This is a genomic window from Bartonella elizabethae F9251 = ATCC 49927 (genome assembly GCF_000518165.1).
GTDB lineage: Bacteria > Pseudomonadota > Alphaproteobacteria > Rhizobiales > Rhizobiaceae > Bartonella > Bartonella elizabethae.
Map to the genome: position 1 here is coordinate 251,647 of NZ_JADB01000003.1, position 18,888 is coordinate 270,534.

At 37.8% G+C, this 18,888-nt stretch carries 13 protein-coding genes and 1 pseudogene; 4 read left to right on the plus strand and 10 right to left on the minus strand.

Annotated elements, in window-relative coordinates; translation table 11 throughout:
• Position 1 precedes the first annotated feature (1 nt).
• From pyrH to T429_RS0104950, 4 genes are all read right to left on the minus strand, one after another.
• Positions 2-721 (minus strand): UMP kinase, encoded by a 720-nt coding sequence (pyrH, locus tag T429_RS0104935; protein ID WP_005773640.1) that lies wholly within the window; start codon positions 719-721, stop codon positions 2-4.
• Positions 722-877: 156 nt separating this feature from the next.
• Positions 878-1,801 carry a translation elongation factor Ts gene (gene tsf / locus T429_RS0104940; protein WP_005773641.1) on the minus strand — a complete coding sequence of 308 codons (924 nt, stop codon included), beginning with the start codon at positions 1,799-1,801 and terminating at the stop codon, positions 878-880.
• A gap of 102 nt (positions 1,802-1,903) precedes the next feature.
• Positions 1,904-2,683, minus strand: coding sequence for a 30S ribosomal protein S2 (gene rpsB / locus T429_RS0104945; RefSeq protein ID WP_005773642.1), 780 nt, complete (start codon positions 2,681-2,683; stop codon positions 1,904-1,906).
• Between the two features lie 167 nt (positions 2,684-2,850).
• Positions 2,851-3,687 (minus strand): cell envelope integrity EipB family protein, encoded by an 837-nt coding sequence (locus tag T429_RS0104950; protein ID WP_005773643.1) that lies wholly within the window; start codon positions 3,685-3,687, stop codon positions 2,851-2,853.
• Positions 3,688-3,832: 145 nt separating this feature from the next.
• On the opposite strand from T429_RS0104950, the gene T429_RS0104955 reads away from it, so the two are divergent.
• Positions 3,833-4,294 carry a RidA family protein gene (locus T429_RS0104955; RefSeq protein ID WP_005773644.1) on the plus strand — a complete coding sequence of 154 codons (462 nt, stop codon included), beginning with the start codon at positions 3,833-3,835 and terminating at the stop codon, positions 4,292-4,294.
• Positions 4,295-4,427: 133 nt separating this feature from the next.
• Positions 4,428-4,850 (plus strand): HIT family protein, encoded by a 423-nt coding sequence (locus tag T429_RS0104960; protein ID WP_005773645.1) that lies wholly within the window; start codon positions 4,428-4,430, stop codon positions 4,848-4,850.
• A gap of 22 nt (positions 4,851-4,872) precedes the next feature.
• Here T429_RS0104960 and clpA read toward each other — a convergent pair whose 3' ends face one another.
• Positions 4,873-7,224, minus strand: coding sequence for an ATP-dependent Clp protease ATP-binding subunit ClpA (gene clpA, locus T429_RS0104965; RefSeq protein ID WP_005773647.1), 2,352 nt, complete (start codon positions 7,222-7,224; stop codon positions 4,873-4,875).
• 6 nt (positions 7,225-7,230) lie between these two features.
• A complete protein-coding gene (gene clpS, locus T429_RS0104970; RefSeq protein WP_005773648.1) occupies positions 7,231-7,626 on the minus strand; it encodes an ATP-dependent Clp protease adapter ClpS in 396 nt (131 codons plus the stop codon).
• Between the two features lie 232 nt (positions 7,627-7,858).
• Here clpS and T429_RS0104980 point away from each other — a divergent pair, with 232 nt between their 5' ends.
• Together T429_RS0104980 and T429_RS0104985 are read left to right on the plus strand one after the other, a co-directional pair.
• On the plus strand, positions 7,859-9,208 hold the full coding sequence (locus T429_RS0104980; RefSeq protein ID WP_005773649.1) for a D-alanyl-D-alanine carboxypeptidase: 1,350 nt from the start codon (positions 7,859-7,861) through the stop codon (positions 9,206-9,208).
• Positions 9,209-9,240: 32 nt separating this feature from the next.
• Complete coding sequence (locus T429_RS0104985) at positions 9,241-9,519, plus strand: hypothetical protein (RefSeq protein ID WP_005773650.1); 279 nt, start codon at positions 9,241-9,243, stop codon at positions 9,517-9,519.
• A gap of 1,564 nt (positions 9,520-11,083) precedes the next feature.
• On the opposite strand, the gene T429_RS0104995 is transcribed toward T429_RS0104985, so the two are convergent.
• The 4 genes and pseudogenes from T429_RS0104995 to rpoC form a co-directional block, all read right to left on the minus strand.
• Entirely contained in the window at positions 11,084-12,475 is a 1,392-nt protein-coding gene (locus tag T429_RS0104995; RefSeq protein WP_005775110.1) for an L-serine ammonia-lyase, read from the minus strand.
• Positions 12,476-12,815: 340 nt separating this feature from the next.
• Positions 12,816-13,505 (minus strand): nitroreductase, encoded by a 690-nt coding sequence (locus T429_RS0105000; protein WP_005773652.1) that lies wholly within the window; start codon positions 13,503-13,505, stop codon positions 12,816-12,818.
• Positions 13,506-13,726: 221 nt separating this feature from the next.
• Positions 13,727-14,104: pseudogene (locus tag T429_RS11025) on the minus strand (MerR family transcriptional regulator); the annotation flags it as partial.
• Between the two features lie 464 nt (positions 14,105-14,568).
• Entirely contained in the window at positions 14,569-18,780 is a 4,212-nt protein-coding gene (rpoC, locus tag T429_RS0105010; RefSeq protein WP_005773654.1) for a DNA-directed RNA polymerase subunit beta', read from the minus strand.
• Positions 18,781-18,888: the final 108 nt, after the last annotated feature.

The following is an 18,888-nucleotide window of genomic DNA, read 5'->3' on the forward strand; positions in this document are numbered from 1 at the left end:
CTTATTCCGATACCATTGTAAAGCGCCCTGTTCCATTCAAGACCTTCGCTAAACCGCCTTTTTCATGAATGGAATACACAATAATCGGTACATTATTCTCACGGGCTAAAGTGACCGCCGTTGAATCCATAACCGATAATCCCCATTGCAAAATTTCAACATGTGTTAATTGGTCAAAACGCTTAGCTGTAGGGTCTATTTTGGGATCGGCTGAATAAATACCATCGACCTGTGTTCCTTTAAGAAGAACATCCGCACCAATTTCTGCTGCACGTAACGTCGCAGCAGAATCAGTGGTAAAAAATGGATTGCCCGTACCACCCGCGAAAATAACAACTTTTCCCTGATTCATATAAGCTATTGCTTTACGTTGTGAAAAACTTTCACAAATTTGTGGCATAGCAATCGCAGAAAGTACAACAGTTTCAACCCCTAATTTTGTCAATGATGTTCGCAATGCTAAAGAATTAATAGCCGTTGCAAGCATTCCCATATGATCACCTGTCACGCGATCCCCCCCATGCGAAGCAACAGCAACACCACGAAAAATATTTCCCCCACCGATAACAACTGCGACTTCTATTCCCATTGCGCGCACTTCTGCAATATCAGCGGCAATACGATCGACAACAGAAACATCAATACCAAAACTCTGCCCCCCCATAAGAGCTTCACCAGAAGCCTTTAAAAGAATACGTTTATACGGAAGTGCTAATGCCATTAAATAATCTCCCCAAAAGCATATTGTCTTTTTGCTTTTGACACCACGAAGGGCACCACTTTTTTCACGTGACGCCCTCACAAAAATTATATTGCTTCCATCAGAGACTCTAAAACCAATGGAGATTTTAAATCTCTGATCAAAACTTTGCAATAACTAGCCTTTTGCTGCTGCCGCAACTTCTGCAGCAAAATCAGACTCTTCTTTTTCTACACCTTCACCAAGTGCAAAACGAACAAAGCCTGTAATTTTTGCTGGAGCACCAATTGATTTCTCAGCGTCCTTTAAAGCAGCCTCAATAGTCATATCAGGATTCATAACAAAAGCTTGAGAAAGTAAGACAACCTCTTCAAAAAACTTACGCATACGCCCTTCCACCATTTTTTCAATGATATTTTCAGGTTTTCCAGACTGACGTGCTTGATCTGAAAAAATTGCTTTTTCACGCTCAATGGCACCAGCATCGACATCTTGTGCTGTAAGTGCTAATGGATTGGTTGCCGCAATATGCATCGCAACTTGCCGTCCAAAAGCAAGAGCTGCTTCTTTATTTCCCGTTGTTTCAATTGCAACCAAAACACCAAGTTTTCCAAGCCCATCAGCCACACTATTGTGTATATAAGTCGCAACAACACCATTCTCAACAGACAATTTAACAGAACGACGAAACGTCATATTTTCGCCAATTGTACCAATTGCATCTTTAATTGCAAGCTCTACTGTCTTTTCAGAGCCTGGATAAAGAGAAACAGAAACAGATTCAACATCACCTGGCGTATCCAAAGCGGCAGTTGCTACTTTGCGCACAATGTCTTGGAATCCATCATTGCGTGCAACAAAATCTGTTTCAGAATTAATCTCGACCAAAACTGCATGTGAATCTTTTGATACGACTCCAATTAATCCCTCAGCGGCTGTACGACCCGCCTTTTTATCTGCTTTTGCTATTCCTTTTTTACGAAGCCAATCAACAGCAGCTTCCATATTACCATTGGTTTCTGCCAACGCTGCTTTACAGTCCATCATTCCGGCGCCAGATAATTCTCGAAGTTCTTTTACTTGTGCAGCAGTAACGCTCATATTTGCCTCTTCATTCTGTAACAGTGAAAGCGTGCAAACTTCCTCTGCACGCCTATAACTTTTTCTTTAGATAATAAAAGTACCTTAATTAGGCGTTTTATATTACTCAGAAACTGCCAAAACCGCATTTTCTTCCAAAACAGGCTCCACAGGTGCATCAACTTGAGCACCTAAATCGACACCCATTGCACCTTGCTGGCGTGCAATACCATCAAGAGCAGCACGTGCAAAAAGATCACAATAAAGAGAAATCGCACGTGAAGCATCGTCATTCCCTGGTATTGGATGTGTTACATCATCAGGATCACAATTAGTATCAATAATAGCAATCACTGGAATGTTTAAACGTTTCGCTTCTTGGAGTGCAATATTTTCTTTATTTGTATCGATAACAAAGATAAGATCTGGGACAGAACCCATATCTTTAATACCACCAAGCGCACGATTAAGCTTTTCACGATCACGCTCAAGATTTAAACGTTCCTTTTTAGTAAAGCCTTGCGCTTCAGCAGCAAGAATTTTATCAAGCTTTCGCAAACGATGTATCGAATTGGAAATCGTTTTCCAATTCGTTAGCATACCGCCAAGCCAACGCGCATTAACATAATATTGGGCAGAACGATTTGCTGCATCAGCGATAATTTCAGATGCCTGCCGTTTTGTGCCAACAAAGAGAATACGACCTCCACGCGCAACAGTGTCTGAAACAAGCTTAAGCGCTTGATGTAAAAGTGGAACGGTCTGAGAAAGATCAATAATATGAATATTATTACGCTGACCATAAATATAGGGAGTCATTTTTGGATTCCAGCGATGAGTCTGGTGACCAAAATGAACACCTGCTTCTAAAAGCTGGTGCATAGTAAAATCGGGTAGTGCCATAAATCTTATCCTTTCCGGTTCAACCTCCGCGGAAAAAGCAGGAAAACCTACTACCGGCGGATGCTTACTAGACTTTCCTCACAGATCATCTACAAACACCCAAACTCCGCGTGTGGAATAGCGCAAACATACTAATATTTGATTCTTTTTCAAGTTATTTTCTTCAATCATTTAATATTTACATTTTTACATTGATCAAGATCTTTTCCAAGTTCAAGAAATTCAAGACTGTTCAATTTTGCACGCACTGAAAAAGTTCCATAATCTATATGAAGATCACGCATGACACCATTCTCATGTAAGAGAAAACTGCTCTGATAAACTGGTAAACCATCTTTATTTTCACCATCATCAAAATAAGAGATTGTAACAGGCCAATATTCTTCTTCATCCAATTTTTTCATTTTTTCCGTCTCGCTATCAGATAAAAGCGCTTTCTTTTCCCCGATGACGATACTTTCTTTTATAACTTTATCCGCTTTATTTGTCCCATCAAACACAGTAACATTATAAAAATGATCCCCCGCTTTTGCATGGCGGATAATATTTTTTAGTTGCATCATTGGAAATTCAGCCATTGCAAGCTTATATTCTTTTTCCTTTGGCTTCTTTAAGGTCACTGTAATACCATCTCCCGTTCGCTCCGCGACCCCTTCAGCACGATGTGTAACCTCTTCGCCTTCTTGATCGGTAACATTAAAACGAAACGTACGGCTATCTCCTGTTTCATAACTCGTCGTCTGTTGATCCGTTAAACGGACCGGCATATCTTCAACATGAAGACGGCTAATGAAACGAAAACGTGTGCTATAGCCTTGGCATGCAGAACCAGTAAGCTCGTAAACCATTCGCCCTGACATCCCAGAAATTGTCATTTCATGAGAAACATTATCGAGCTGAAAATCATAAATTGCTCGATGAGGCGCAATAAAAATAGGCTCTTCAGCGTTCGCCGTACAGAAAAAAATAATATATAAGATTATTGTAAATAATGCTCTAATCATTCCCAACTTCCAAACTTTATTCCTGTTCCATAACATCATACAATAAGGCAAAAAAAGCTAATTTCTCAATTAACCACACATTTCCTTCAATAAAAAAATAGGTTATGCAATGATATGTTTATAGAATAGTTATGGAGTTTAAATTATGACCAATGTAATTGAAAGAAACTTAAAAAAGTTCGGCATCACTCTTCCTGCAGCAACGCAACCCCTTGCCAATTACATCACAACTTCACAAAGTGGCAATCAACTCTTTATTTCTGGACAGCTCCCTCTTACGAATGGAAAACCTATAGCCATCGGTAAAGTTGGTAGCACTGTGAATACTGAGCAAGCCAAAAAAGCGTCTGAAGCTTGTGCTCTTAATATTCTCGCTCAACTCAAAGCAACTCTGGGTGACCTCAATAGAATAAAACGCGTGGTAAAAATTACTGTTTTTGTGGCTGTTGATTCCCATTTTACCGATATCCCTTTTGTTGCCAATGGAGCTTCTGATTTATTTGTCAATATTCTTGGTGAAATTGGGAAACACGCCCGTTCTGCTATTGGTGTTGCCTCCCTCCCTATGGATGTTCCTGTAGAAGTTGAAGCCATCATAGAAATCTAAATCTTCATTCAAAGACAGTGCGTTCCTTAAAGATCACTGAAGGTAAAATATTTTTTATCTTATACTCTGATAAACCTTGCACTTTTCCCTTTTGACATTAAAATCCACCCTTATAATAAAAGGAAATATTCGTATGAAACAAGCTTATGACAATAACAATATTTTTGCTAAATTAATTCGTAATGAAATCCCTTCTGTTCGCGTTTACGAAGATGATGATGTTATTGGATTCATGGATATCATGCCACAAGCACCAGGTCATACACTGGTCATTCCTAAAAAAGGTTCTCGAAATTTACTTGACGCCGATACTGAAACATTATTTCCTGTTATTAAAGCTGTTCAAAAAATCGCTAATGCTGTCAAAAAAGCCTTTCAAGCTGATGGCATAACGATCATGCAATTTAATGAAGCGGCTAGTCAACAAAGCGTTTATCATCTCCATTTTCATATTATACCACGTATGGAAGGAATAGAACTTACCCCTCATAATGGAGTGATAACACCTACAGAAATACTTGAAGAGAATGCCAAAAAAATTCGTGCTGCCCTATGATAAGCCCTTTTGTAGCATATTCTTAAGATGTTGCACTTTTCTTTCCTAAAGTTTTTTTATTAAAATTTTTCGTTTTACTTTTCTTTGAGCTAACAGATAGATTAGAAGAAGAAATTTCTAACTGTAATCTTTCTTTTTCGCCATTTGATTTTTGCGTCAATACGCGAACGATGCCACCGTTGCGTAACTTTCCAAATAAAATTTCATCTGCTAATGGCTTTTTAATATATTCTTGTATAACACGTCCTAATGGGCGTGCTCCCATCTGAGAATCATACCCTTTATTGGAAAGCCATAAAGTTGCAGAAGGACTTAATTCAAAACAAATCTCCCGATCAGCTAATTGTCCTTCAAGCTGAAAAATAAATTTTTGCACGATCTGATTGATCGTTAAGTAAGATAAAGGTGCAAACGGAATAATTGCATCCAACCGATTACGAAATTCTGGTGTAAATAACCGATTGATTGCTTCTATGTCTTCACCATCACGGCGAACTTTCCCAAATCCAATCGCTGATTTTGCCATATCTGAAGCACCAGCATTGGTTGTCATAATCAAAATAATATTGCGGAAATCAATTTTCTTGCCGTTATGGTCTGTTAATCGACCATAATCCATGACCTGCAATAAAATATTAAATAACTCCGGATGAGCTTTCTCAATCTCATCGAGCAATAAGACTGCGTGAGGTTTCTGATCAACGGCATCTGTAAGGAGACCTCCTTGATCAAACCCTATGTAGCCAGGGGGAGCACCGATTAAGCGCGCTACTGTATGGCGTTCCATATATTCTGACATATCAAAACGTAAGAGCTCAATACCTAAAGATGATGCAAGCTGTTTTGCAACTTCAGTTTTTCCAACACCTGTTGGTCCGGAAAATAAATAACTTCCTATTGGTTTATCTGGTTCGCGTAAACCTGCTCGCGCCAATTTTATGGATGACACTAAAGCGGAAATTGCTTGATCTTGTCCGTAAACAACATGCTTGAGTTCTCTCTCGAGCTTACTCAATATCTTTTGATCATTCCGCGAAACTGTTTTAGGTGGAATCCTTGCAATTGTTGCAACGGTCGCTTCAATTTCTTTAACACCGATAGTCTTTTTGCGCTGTTTTTGTGGCAACAGCTTTTGTGCTGCACCACTTTCATCAATAATATCAATTGCTTTGTCAGGTAATCGACGATCAACCATATAGCGTGAAGATAACTCTACGGATGCCTTCATCGCCTGATCTGTATATTTGATCTGATGAAAATCTTCAAAGTAAGGCTTCATTCCCTGCAAAATCTTAATCGCATCAGGAACAGAAGGTTCATTAATATCAATCTTTTGAAAACGGCGCTCTAAAGCACGATCCTGTTCAAAGAATTTTCGATATTCTCTGTAAGTTGTCGACCCAATACATCGCATAGTTCCAGAAGATAATGCAGGCTTTAAAAGATTTGCTGCATCCATATTTCCCCCTAATGTTGCCCCAGCTCCAATTAAGGTATGAATTTCATCAATAAATAAAATAGCATCTGGATATAGCTCAAACTCTTTAATAACTTGTTTTAATCGTTCTTCAAAATCACCGCGATAACGTGTACCAGCAACAAGTCCCCCCATATCAAGAGAAAAGATCGTAGCATTTGATAAAACTTCAGGCACTTGCCCATCAACAATACGCTTTGCCAATCCCTCAATGATAGCGGTTTTTCCTACTCCAGGATCACCAACCAAAAGTGGGTTATTTTTTGATCTTCGACATAAAATCTGAATCATGCGTGAAATTTCTCTTTCACGGCCAATTAATAAATCAGTTTTTCCATTTCGTGCTTTACAATTGAGATCAACACAATAACCCGTTAAAGCATTCGTTACCCTTTCACCATTGTCTGAAATCTGCTGATCTAATTGCTCTTCAAGTCCTTCAAGTAACATGGATAATCCATCATCACGGGTAATACCATGTGAAATAAAACGGACAGCATCATAGCGTGTCATTCCCATCTCTTGAAGAAAATAGGCTGCATGGCTTTCACGTTCAGAAAAAATTGCAACAAGAACATTTGCCCCTGATACTTCATCTTTTCCAGCAGATTGAGCATGTATCACCGCACGTTGGATAACACGCTGGAAAAAAGCTGTAGGCTTTGTATCCTCATCAGCTCTAATCTGTTCATCTAACTCTGAGCGAAGATAGTTGGTTAAGCGCTCGCGCAATTCGTCCACATCTACTTGGCATGCTTGAATAACGGAATTTGCATCGGCATCATCTAACAGTGCAAGAAGAAGATGTTCTAATGTTGCATATTCATGTCGCGCTTGAGTGGCAATTGTTAATGCACGATGCAAAACCTCTTCAAGACTAGGTGTAAAAGATGGCATAATTCCTCACTTCCATTCCATTACACATTGTAACGGATGTTCATTTTGACGTGCACACTCCCTCACTTGTACGATTTTCATTTCAGCAACTTCATAAGTATAAGTTCCACATTCCCCTATCCCATTGTGATGAACATTTAACATAATCCGCGTTGCCTCTTCGAAATTTTTTTTAAAAAAGTTTTTCAAAACGAAAACAACAAAATCCATAGGTGTGTAATCATCATTCAGTAAAAGAACGCGATATAATTTAGGTTTTTGGAGTTTTGTTCTAGCTTTAGGTATTATAACCGCACCCTGCCTACCTTTCTTCCAATTCTTGCCCTTTTCATTATGCATAATGTGGAATTTTTCATTATGCATAATATGAGATAGAGGGTTTATTATGAGTGTTTGTCCCATTATTGTTTTCCATGCAGCACATTTTTTATTAATTTTAAGTTCTTTCAAAACTATTGCAATAGCTCTTTTGTATAAGAAAAAACTTTCCCCCTATGGTTAGATTGAAGTCACTCATAAAATAATTTCTGTAAACAAATTAGTAATACCATTCGTCTAGACTGCATCAACACGTTACAGAACAGGAAGTTTTATAGAGGTTTTTCACAGTAAATGGAGAAATAGGATACTGCAAGTGTATATTAATGATCAAAAAATTATGCGCTGCTATAAAAAGATGGCAATTTCTTTTATTATGTTAGCTTTTTCTTGTTGTTGGGCATCAGCAACACCTCAGGGTGCCTATCCTGATAAGTATGCGGCTATTGTGATAGATGCGTCGACTGGGAAAACTCTCTTCCAAGCCAATGCAACACTGAAACGTTATCCTGCTTCTTTAACAAAAATGATGACATTGTACCTCCTGTTTGAATCTATGCAGATGGGGCGTGTGACACCCAATACTCCAATTCCTGTTTCACATTATGCAGCAATGCGTCCACCAACAAAAATTGGATTTAAAGCAGGCCAAACAATTTCTGCAGAAGCCGCCGCTAAAGCACTCATTACAAGATCTGCAAATGATGTTGCTACAGCCATTGCAGAATATCTTGGAGGGAGTGAAAAAAAATTCGCTCGAATGATGACCACAAAAGCGCGTAAACTTGGCATGAAACATACACATTTTGCCAATGCTTCAGGACTTCCAGATGTACACAACTATTCTACGGCACGAGACATCGCCACTTTGTCTTTAGCCCTCCGAAAACATTTTCCAAAACAATATAAATTGTTCAAAATAAAAAGTTTTAATTTCCGTGGACATACAATTAACAGCCACAATAAACTCGTTAAAATAATGAAAGGGGTCGATGGAATTAAAACAGGTTACACACAAATGTCAGGTTCTAATTTAGCAACTTCAATGCGTCTTGAAGGACGTTCTATTGTCGCTGTTGTTATGGGAGGTAAATCATCTACTGCACGTGACGAGCACATGGCTAGCTTATTGAATCAATATTTGCCCAAAGCAAGCCAAATGAAAACTGGGGAACGTTTAATGGCCTCTGTACACTATCACTTACCCACTGGCGCAAAAACTCCTATACCGACCATTAAATCTGATTCAAATGATTTTAGCGGTGAAATTTCAACTATGTTGACAGCATTTGCTGAACAACCTAAAAACTCTAATGTTGCAATAACGGCTGTAAATAGAGTCATTGTACCAATACCTAACCCTCAAAAAGCTATATCGGTTGAGACTCATAAAATTGTAAACGTTTCTTTGTCCACAAATGCCGGGTGGGCTATCCAAATTGGTTCTCTTCCCAGTAAAGAACAAGCAAACACTCTGCTTTTAAAAGCAAAAAACACAGCTTTTTCTACTTTAAAGAACGCCTCTTCACATATGCAACTGTTTGAAAAAAATGGGCAGCGTTATTACCGTGCCCGTTTTACGGGATTTCAATCAAAAAAAGCTGCTTTTGATGCTTGTTCTACATTAAAGAAAGCAAATTTTAACTGCTATACTGTAGCTTACTAAAAGTTTTTGAATTCTGCGTTAAGGATAGTATTATGACAGATAATGCTTTTGCTTCATTCCATGAAAAAGAAAAATTATTGAAGCAATCATCCCTCCTTTCATTACGTTCTCTTCACGATGCTGCCGTAAAACTTACTGGTTTAAAATATAATTCAACTGCCTTAGATACACAATCTCTTGTTAATCTTCTCATTTGTCAAACGATGCGCAATCGTCGTATCATGCTGCCTCCTGTACGCATCCATTTACGTGTTGCTAGTCAAACTGGTAATGTACCTATTAAAATCCGTCTAGGAGCAACAAATATTTAATTATACAAACCTTTTCTAAAAGAATTATTTAATTATTGCACCATCATCTACAGTCTTAGAAAATCCTTTGATAGACATACTTCTTTATTAAGTCGTAGGAATTATATTTATGGCTTTTTCAATTATCCAATATCTTCAAGCTTCCAATCAAACTATTTTTTAAGGACACAAAAAATACCAAATATTTTTCTACTTTTTGATTTAATAGCAAAAATTATCCTTGATATATTTCTGAAAAAAATGATCCTTACATGGGATGAAAGCTTATCATTTTAGAGGTTATTGTAAAAATACAATAAAAAAAAACCTTTTAATAACGATTTCCTCTACAACAAACACGCCGTAAAAAATAAAATCACTTTTAGAGATGTAACTGGCTTTTTAATTATTTTCATTGCTTCTAATGATCAAGATACACGAAATTCTTCTTTAGCATCTCATCGGTCTCCCATACCTTCAGCAGAGATTATCCATAAATCATCCTCAATCTAATTCTCACAAATATAAAGCAATAGATGTTTACGAATACCTGTAAAAACAAACGAACATAAAGTTAAATGTGTTACGTGTTGTTTGGCAAAGTTTTTTATATAAAAAGAAGGCTCTTCTCTTCAGTACATTACTGGTAAATTTTGTGTTTTATGGAGTTATTTTCTTAAGAGAAGCCCATGCTCTTTCTATTGTCTACAAATCAACATCCAAATCCAAAGCAACCGCATGTTTGAGACAAATATTCAAGCGATTTAGTGTTTTTTCTTCTGTTGCAACTTTTGTATGCCAGATGAAAACAAGGACATTGTGTATTTCTTGTTTGTATAATCTCTAAAATAAGCAGAAAACTTAATTTTGGAAGAAATATGAAGTTTTAAAAGCCCAAGCCTTTCTATCTCCTTTTAATTCAGCTTTACAACTTTCAAAAGTACCTAAAGCGAGTCCTTTAAATAATGAAGATTATGCACTATCTCACGCTTTTGTTTATTGTGTTCTTTAATGGTATCACAATCTTCATGTAAAACAAATCCACGAATGAACAACATGATAATATCGTATTATCTGTATTCTATTCTTCATGAAAATTTTGACAAATATTTTTAATGTATAGGCTATTATTTATTTTAATTTTTTATCGGGACAAGATTTTAAATAAAAGTTGGAGAATAAGATTTTCTAACACACCTTTTGATTATTGCGAATTAGACTTTTTTTCAAGGTATTTTTTCGCCATAACAGATGTCCAAAAAGTCTCTCCTTTTAAAATCCAGCTAGAAAGTAATGATAAATTGATCGCTCATTTTATTTATTTGCGCTTTTTTTCTAATAAGACTGTTTTTCCATTTAAGAGACAAATCAAACAGATATAAGTAATGTTCTCCCTCCAATCTTGCGGATAAAAGCTCCTCCTCGTTCAGAAAGGACGAAACCATCTCAAATTTATCTTAAGCATACTGCTGAATTAAATTGCAACTTTGTTTTATAAGCAACAAAAAATATAAGTTTTCTTAGGAAGAAAAAATGCTGTTCTTCCCCGACGAGTCCAGTTATGGATTGAAAAAATATTCAGCTCTTAACAAGATATTGCATTGACTGCGAGACCACCTTTACTTGTTTCTTTATAGCGTTCACTCATATCATGACCCGTCTGACGCATTGTTTCTATACAAGCATCAAGAGAAACAAAATGTTCCCCATTACCATATAATGCAAGAGAAGAAGCCGTTACGGCCTTAACCGCCCCCATTGCATTACGCTCAATACAAGGAACTTGAACAAGACCTGCAACCGGATCACACGTCATTCCCAAATGATGCTCAAGCGCAATTTCCGCTGCATTTTCAATTTGAGCCGGCGTTCCACCTAACGCTGCAGTCAACCCCGCCGCAGCCATTGAAGATGCCGTTCCAACTTCACCTTGACATCCAACTTCTGCACCAGAAATAGAGGCATTATGTTTGATAACACCGCCAATCGCTGCTGCCGTCAATAGGAAATTATGTATTCCCTCTTGATCTGAATCATCATTAAACTGAAGATAGTAACGTAAAACTGCGGGGACAACACCAGCGGCCCCATTTGTTGGAGCGGTAACAACACAACCACCTGCTGCATTTTCCTCATTGACTGCCATAGCATATACCGAAAGCCAATCATTTGCCCAAAGTGGATAATTAAAATTTTTCTTTTGATTTTTCAAAAGCATTTCATGCAGCTTTTTAGCACGCCTTAGAACACGTAATCCACCAGGCAACTCACCTTCTTGTGAAAGACCTCTATCAATACAATTTGTCATCGCTGAAAAAATTTTATCAAGTCCTGCATCTAGAGAAGAACGCTCAATCTTTGTTTCTTCATTTAAGCGCTTCATTTCAGCAATCGAAAGTCCGGATTTTTCCGCCATTGATAACATTGTACGCGCAGAATCAAAAGGATATGGCACCTCAAATGCTTCTGGTTGTATATCATCATTTATATGGTTTAATTCATCCTCAGTCACAACAAAGCCACCCCCGATAGAATAATAAATCTGCCGCAATAGGATATTCCCACCCGTATCAAGTCCTTCAAATGCCAGTCCATTAGTATGTCCAGGTAAGGTTTCTTTTCGTTCAAAAATAAGATCATGTTGCAAATCAAACTGATAAGCGGGATGCTTTTCTGGTTGCACTTTTTTTTCACGGATAACTTTTTCTAACAGAAATTCCATATTATCAGGATTAACACTCGAAGCTTTTTCTCCTAAAAGTCCTAATACAATAGCTCTATCTGTCGCATGACCAATACCCGTGAAAGCTAAAGAACCGTAAAGATAAACACGTATACGAGAAACTTGAATATCGGATGACTGAGAAAAATCTCGTATCTTTTGCAAAAACATATTAGCAGCTGTCATCGGTCCCATCGTGTGTGAGCTAGAAGGACCAATTCCAATTTTAAAAAGTTCAAAAACAGATAAAAACACGTATCACCTCAAAACTGTAGTATGGTTTGAGCATACGCTTTTTATAACGTTTGTCCCATTTAAAATCAAATTGTGAGATAAACTAAAAAAATGACAGCAATAAACACGAATGTCGCTCGTCTTGCTACCACCCAACACTTTCTTTCTATAGTGCTTTCCATAGTCAACCTTTAAAATGAACAATGCCCCTAGAGTCATCACTCTCTTAACTTTAGAATCCTAGTAAAATAAGTGTTAATATGCAAGACTAGAATTTAATGAGAATGTGAAATTTTCACCGGAAATACTTTTTATAATATAGTAAGTCATTCAAAACGTATACTTGATTACACAAAATATTTTATGGAGATGCTTCAATGAAACGTACAAAGTTTTCTAATGGTTCTCGTTCTGTCTCAAAGTTATTTTCTGGAGCATTCATATCGCGATAACCAAGTGCCATACCACAGATAATATGGCGATCAGAAGGAATCGATAAAAGTGTACGAATCTGTTTGTGATAATCAGCAAAAGCCGCTTGAGGGCAAGTATCCAATCCAAATCCACGTGCTGCGAGCATAATAGTCTGCATAAACATACCTAAATCAAGCCAACTCCCCATTTCCATGTCGTGATCCATTGTAAACAAGAGTCCCACGGGTGCATCGAAAAATAAAAAATTACGCGCCTTTTGATGAAGCATTTTTTCTTCATCACCTTTTTGAATTCCAAGACTCTGATAAAGATCCAAACCAACTTTTCGACGCCTTGAAAGATAAGGCTCACGCCATTGACGTGGATAATAATGATATTCACGTTCTCCTTTTACACCTGAAAGCACAAGTTTTGAAAGCTCTTGCCCTACTTTCTGTAATACACTTCCCGTAAGCACAATCACTTGCCATGGCTGAATATTTGTTCCAGATGGTGCACGTGCTGCAAGTTTTAAAATTTCTTTGATTGTTTCCAAACTAACGGGCTGGTCAGTAAAAGCGCGAATTGACTTTCGCGATAAAATAGATTGAAAAATACTCATGGGAGAAACTGCCATTGTCTTTGCTTTCTTTAATTGAAAAATATTTTTTGCTTATTAAGGACAATATATTGCGAAAATACCTTTGCTGCTTTTTGCGCACGCTCTATTTTTTCAAATGACTTACACATTTCACGCAGTGTTAAAGACCATCTATCTATTAAGATAGCACAATCTATCTCTTTTAATAGAAAGAAAATTTTCCAAAAATAGATGAAATAAATTTCATAATTAACGATTACCCCCAACTCTGCTAAGCTCTCAAAAAAATTCTCCTCAATTCGTTCTAAATCCTGTAGAAGATCATCAATATCATGCTGCATCTTCTTTAAATCAGCTCGCTTTTTATGAATTCCTGCAATTAACTTCTTAAGCTTTTTCTCATCATCAGGTGGATCTCTAACCATAGCCAACATCTCAGATATTTCAGACAATGAAAATTTAACTCTTTTAGCACGTAGTATTCGTTTTAACTTATGACGGTCCGTTTGTGTATAAAGCCGTATACTTCCACGCCGGAAAGGAATAAGAAGCCCTTCTTCTTCATAATAACGCAAAGTCCGAGCTGTTATTGAAAACTCACGCGTCAATTCTCTAATTGAATAATATTCGTACATTTTAGCATTCTGTTTTCATAGACTGCATTGTTATAAGAAATATGCCTGTTTTTTATAAAATTTTAGTAAGCACCCTATCCTTTACTTTCCCGCATTCTAAAATATAAAGACATACATTCTTATCATAAGACTTTTTAAATCTTTGCAGAAAATATTAATCAAAAAATTTTCTTAAAATTCAAAATTAATCGTTATTTCACTTATAGATAATCCTCTCTTTTTCTTGAAATATGGCTTTTAGGCTTTACACACCCTGAAAAGAATTTTCTATACTGCCTTCAGAAATAAGAAAACTTTAAAATGAAGCAACAAAAAAGATAAGCATCATTACAAAATAATAAACGACTATCGGCTTATAATTTTTTATGATTATTCTGGGGAATATGCAACTTCTACGTTTTGATATAAAAAAACGTCTGAACCTCTATTCAGACGTTTTTTTATTATATGATATTGTCTCTAAATTATTCAGCAACGGTTTCGGCTGTCATATTTGTCAACATAGCCTTCGCTGCTTCGTTATTACTAGACTTACGTTGTTCATCTACAATTAAATCATCACGAACTGCTGCAATACGACGAATTTGAGAAATCGTACCGCCTGTACCAGCAGGAATAAGACGACCGACAATAACGTTCTCTTTAAGTCCTTGCAAAGTATCAATTTTTCCAGAAACCGCCGCTTCGGTCAGAACGCGCGTTGTTTCCTGAAACGATGCTGCTGAAATAAAAGAAGGCGTTTGAAGAGAAGCTTTTGTAATTCCAAGAAGAATGGGATTACCAGATGCGGGTTTCTTCCCTTCTGCAATCAAATTATCATTGATTTCATCAAGTTCAATACGATCAACATTATCACCTGGAATATAACCAGAATCTCCAGATTCAGTAATTTCAACCTTTTGCAACATTTGACGAACAATCACTTCAATATGCTTGTCATTGATAAGAACCCCCTGCAAACGATAAACTTCCTGAATCTCATTAACAAGGTAAGATGCCAAAGCTTCAACACCCTTAATCGCTAAGATATCATGAGGGGCTGGATTACCATCAAGGATATAATCACCCTTTTCAATTTGATCACCTTCTTGGAAGTGAAACAACTTACCTTTTGGAATCAAATATTCCACGGGCTCAAGAGTTTCATCATTTGGTTCAATAATAATACGGCGTTTATTCTTATAACCACGACCAAAACGAATTGTACCACTGACTTCAGCAATAATCGCATGATCCTTTGGACGACGCGCTTCAAAAAGTTCTGCCACCCGCGGTAGCCCTCCTGTAATGTCTTTCGTCTTAGCACTTTCCATTGGCAAACGAGCAATAACATCACCAGCTTTAACATGAGCACCAAGCTCAACAGAAAGAATAGTTTCCACTGACATCATATAACGGGCTTCACCTCCCTTATATAATTTAGCAATGGACTTACCCTCTTTATCTGCGTGGATAATAATGGCTGGTTTGAGCTCCGCACCACGTGGATTAGCACGCCAATCAATCACCAAACGTTTCGTAATCCCTGTAGATTCATCAGCTGTTTCAGTGACTGATAAACCATCAACCATATCCTCAAAACCCACATAACCTTCAACTTCCGTTAAAACTGGACGTGTATAAGGATCCCATTCTGCTATACGCTGGCCACGTTTAACCACATCACCATCATCAACAAAAATATGTGCACCATAGCTAACACGATGCACAACGCGTTCTTTTCCTAACTCATCCTTGATAAGGATAGCCATATTACGCCCCATAACAACCAAATGACCTTCAGAGTTACGAACCACATTACGATTACGAATTTCCACCGTACCTTCATAAGATGCCTCTAAATACGATGAATCAACAACTTGTGCAGTTCCTCCTAAGTGGAAAGTACGCATAGTAAGCTGCGTTCCCGGCTCACCAATGGATTGAGCAGCAATAACACCAACGGCTTCTCCCTGATTAACCGGTGTTCCACGCGCCAAATCACGACCATAGCATTTTGCACAAACACCAAGACGTGTTTCACATGTTAAAGCAGAACGAATTTGAACAGATTGAATTCCGGCTTCTTCAATCTTCGCGACATCAGCCTCCTCAATCATCGCTCCACCTTCAAGAATAACCTCTCCAGAGACAGGATGTAAAATATCAACAAGGGCTGTACGACCAAGAATTCGTTGTCCAAGAGAGGCAACAATTTGTCCTGCATCAACAATCGGCTGCATCGTAAGCCCTTTTGCAGTACCACAATCAACAGCTGAAATAATAGCATCCTGTGCCACATCAACAAGACGCCGTGTGAGATAACCAGAGTTTGCTGTTTTTAATGCAGTATCCGCAAGACCTTTACGCGCACCATGGGTAGAGTTAAAGTATTCGTTAACAGTTAGACCTTCCTTAAAATTTGAAATAATGGGGGTTTCAATAATTTCACCCGATGGTTTTGCCATTAATCCACGCATACCAGCCAACTGTCTCATCTGGTTAGCTGAACCACGAGCACCAGAGTGCGACATCATATAGATTGAATTCATAGGCCGTTGACGACCTGTTTTAGGATCAAAATCGACGGCTTGAATTCGTTTCATCATTTCATCCGCAACACGGTCTGTACACTTACCCCAAGCATCCACAACCTTATTGTATTTTTCACCCTGTGTAATCAAACCATCATTATATTGCTGTTCGTATTCCTTCGCCAAAGCTTCTGTTTCTGCAACCAAACGTGACTTGCTATCGGGAATAACCATATCATCCTTCCCGAATGAAATTCCTGCACGACAAGCATAAGAAAAACCAAGCTGCATAATACGGTCACAAAAAATAACCGTCTCTTTTTGTCCACAGTGGCGATAAACGTGATCAATCATTTTAGAAATATTCTTTTTTGTCATTTCTTGATTGACAATATCAAATGAGATACTCGAATTTTTGGGCAAAAGCTCACCGATAATCAAACGACCAGGTGTCGTATCATAAAGTTTAGAAACTTCTTTTCCATCCTCGCCAATATTCTTAACGCGGCCTTTAATCTTCGTATGAAGCGTTACGACCTTATTTTCCAAGGCATAATGAAGCTCACCTATATCAGAAAAAGCCATTCCTTCACCGGGTTCTTTTTCAGAAACAATCGAGAGATAATAAAGTCCAAGAACCATATCCTGTGATGGAACAATAATAGGGGCACCATTCGCTGGATGAAGAATATTATTGGTCGACATCATCAAAACACGGGCTTCAAGCTGTGCTTCAAGAGAAAGCGGAACGTGAACCGCCATCTGATCTCCATCAAAGTCCGCATTAAAAGCGGTACATACCAATGGATGAAGTTGGATAGCCTTCCCTTCAATTAAGATAGGTTCAAAAGCCTGAATTCCCAAACGGTGTAATGTTGGGGCACGATTGAGTAAAACAGGATGTTCACGAATAACCTCATCTAAGATATCCCAAACTTCTGGATGCTCTTTTTCAACAAGCTTTTTTGCTTGTTTTACAGTCGAAGAATATCCTTTTGCATCAAGGCGCGCATAAATAAAGGGCTTAAATAATTCAAGGGCCATTTTTTTAGGAAGACCACATTGATGTAACTTTAATTCAGGACCTGTCACGATAACAGAACGCCCCGAGTAATCAACACGCTTTCCAAGTAGGTTTTGACGGAAACGGCCTTGCTTACCCTTTAACATATCTGAAAGAGATTTTAATGGACGTTTATTGGCTCCCGTAATCACACGCCCACGCCGTCCGTTATCAAACAATGCGTCAACAGCTTCTTGCACCATACGTTTTTCATTACGCACAATAATCCCAGGAGCACGCAATTCAATTAGCCGTTTCAAACGATTATTACGATTGATAACACGCCGATAAAGATCATTGAGATCTGATGTCGCAAAACGTCCACCATCAAGTGGAACCAATGGACGTAAATCCGGTGGAATAACCGGAATTGTTTTCATAATCATCCATTCTGGCTTATTCCCAGATTCAAGAAAATTTTCAACGATCTTAAGTCGTTTAATCAATTTTTTCTGCTTTAACTCTGAAGTTGTTTCAGCTAATTCGAGACGTAAATCATTAGCGATTTTATCGAGCTCCATACTTGCTAAAAGCTCGTAAATAGCTTCAGCGCCAATCATCGCTGTAAACTGATCTTCTCCAAACTCATCAATCGCAAGCATATATTCTTCTTCAGAAAGAAGCTGGTGGAGCTTAAGAGAGGTCAATCCTGGTTCGGTTACAATATAATTCTCGAAATAAAGAACACGCTCAATGTCTTTTAAAGTCAAATCTAAAAGTGTAGAAATACGACCAGGTAATGATTTCAGAAACCATATATGCGCAACAGGTGCTGCCAGCTCAATGTGTCCCATACGCTCACGACGTACGCGCGAAAGGGTAACTTCCACACCACATTTTTCACAAATAATTCCCTTATATTTCATGCGTTTATATTTACCGCATAGACATTCATAGTCTTTAATCGGGCCAAATATACGTGCACAAAAAAGACCATCACGCTCTGGTTTAAAAGTCCGATAATTAATAGTCTCAGGCTTCTTAATCTCACCATACGACCAAGACAAAATTTTCTCAGGACTCGCAATCGAAATACGAATAGAGTCAAATGTTTGCGCTGGCGCTTGAGGATTGAAAAGATTCATGACCTCGTGGTTCATGCTGTTCTCCTTCAAAGATTCTTAGAACCTGTTGTAATATCTCATTCATTTTGTAACAGATCTTCTTTAAAATACATTTACTTCCAAAAATGATCTGTACAACCTTCA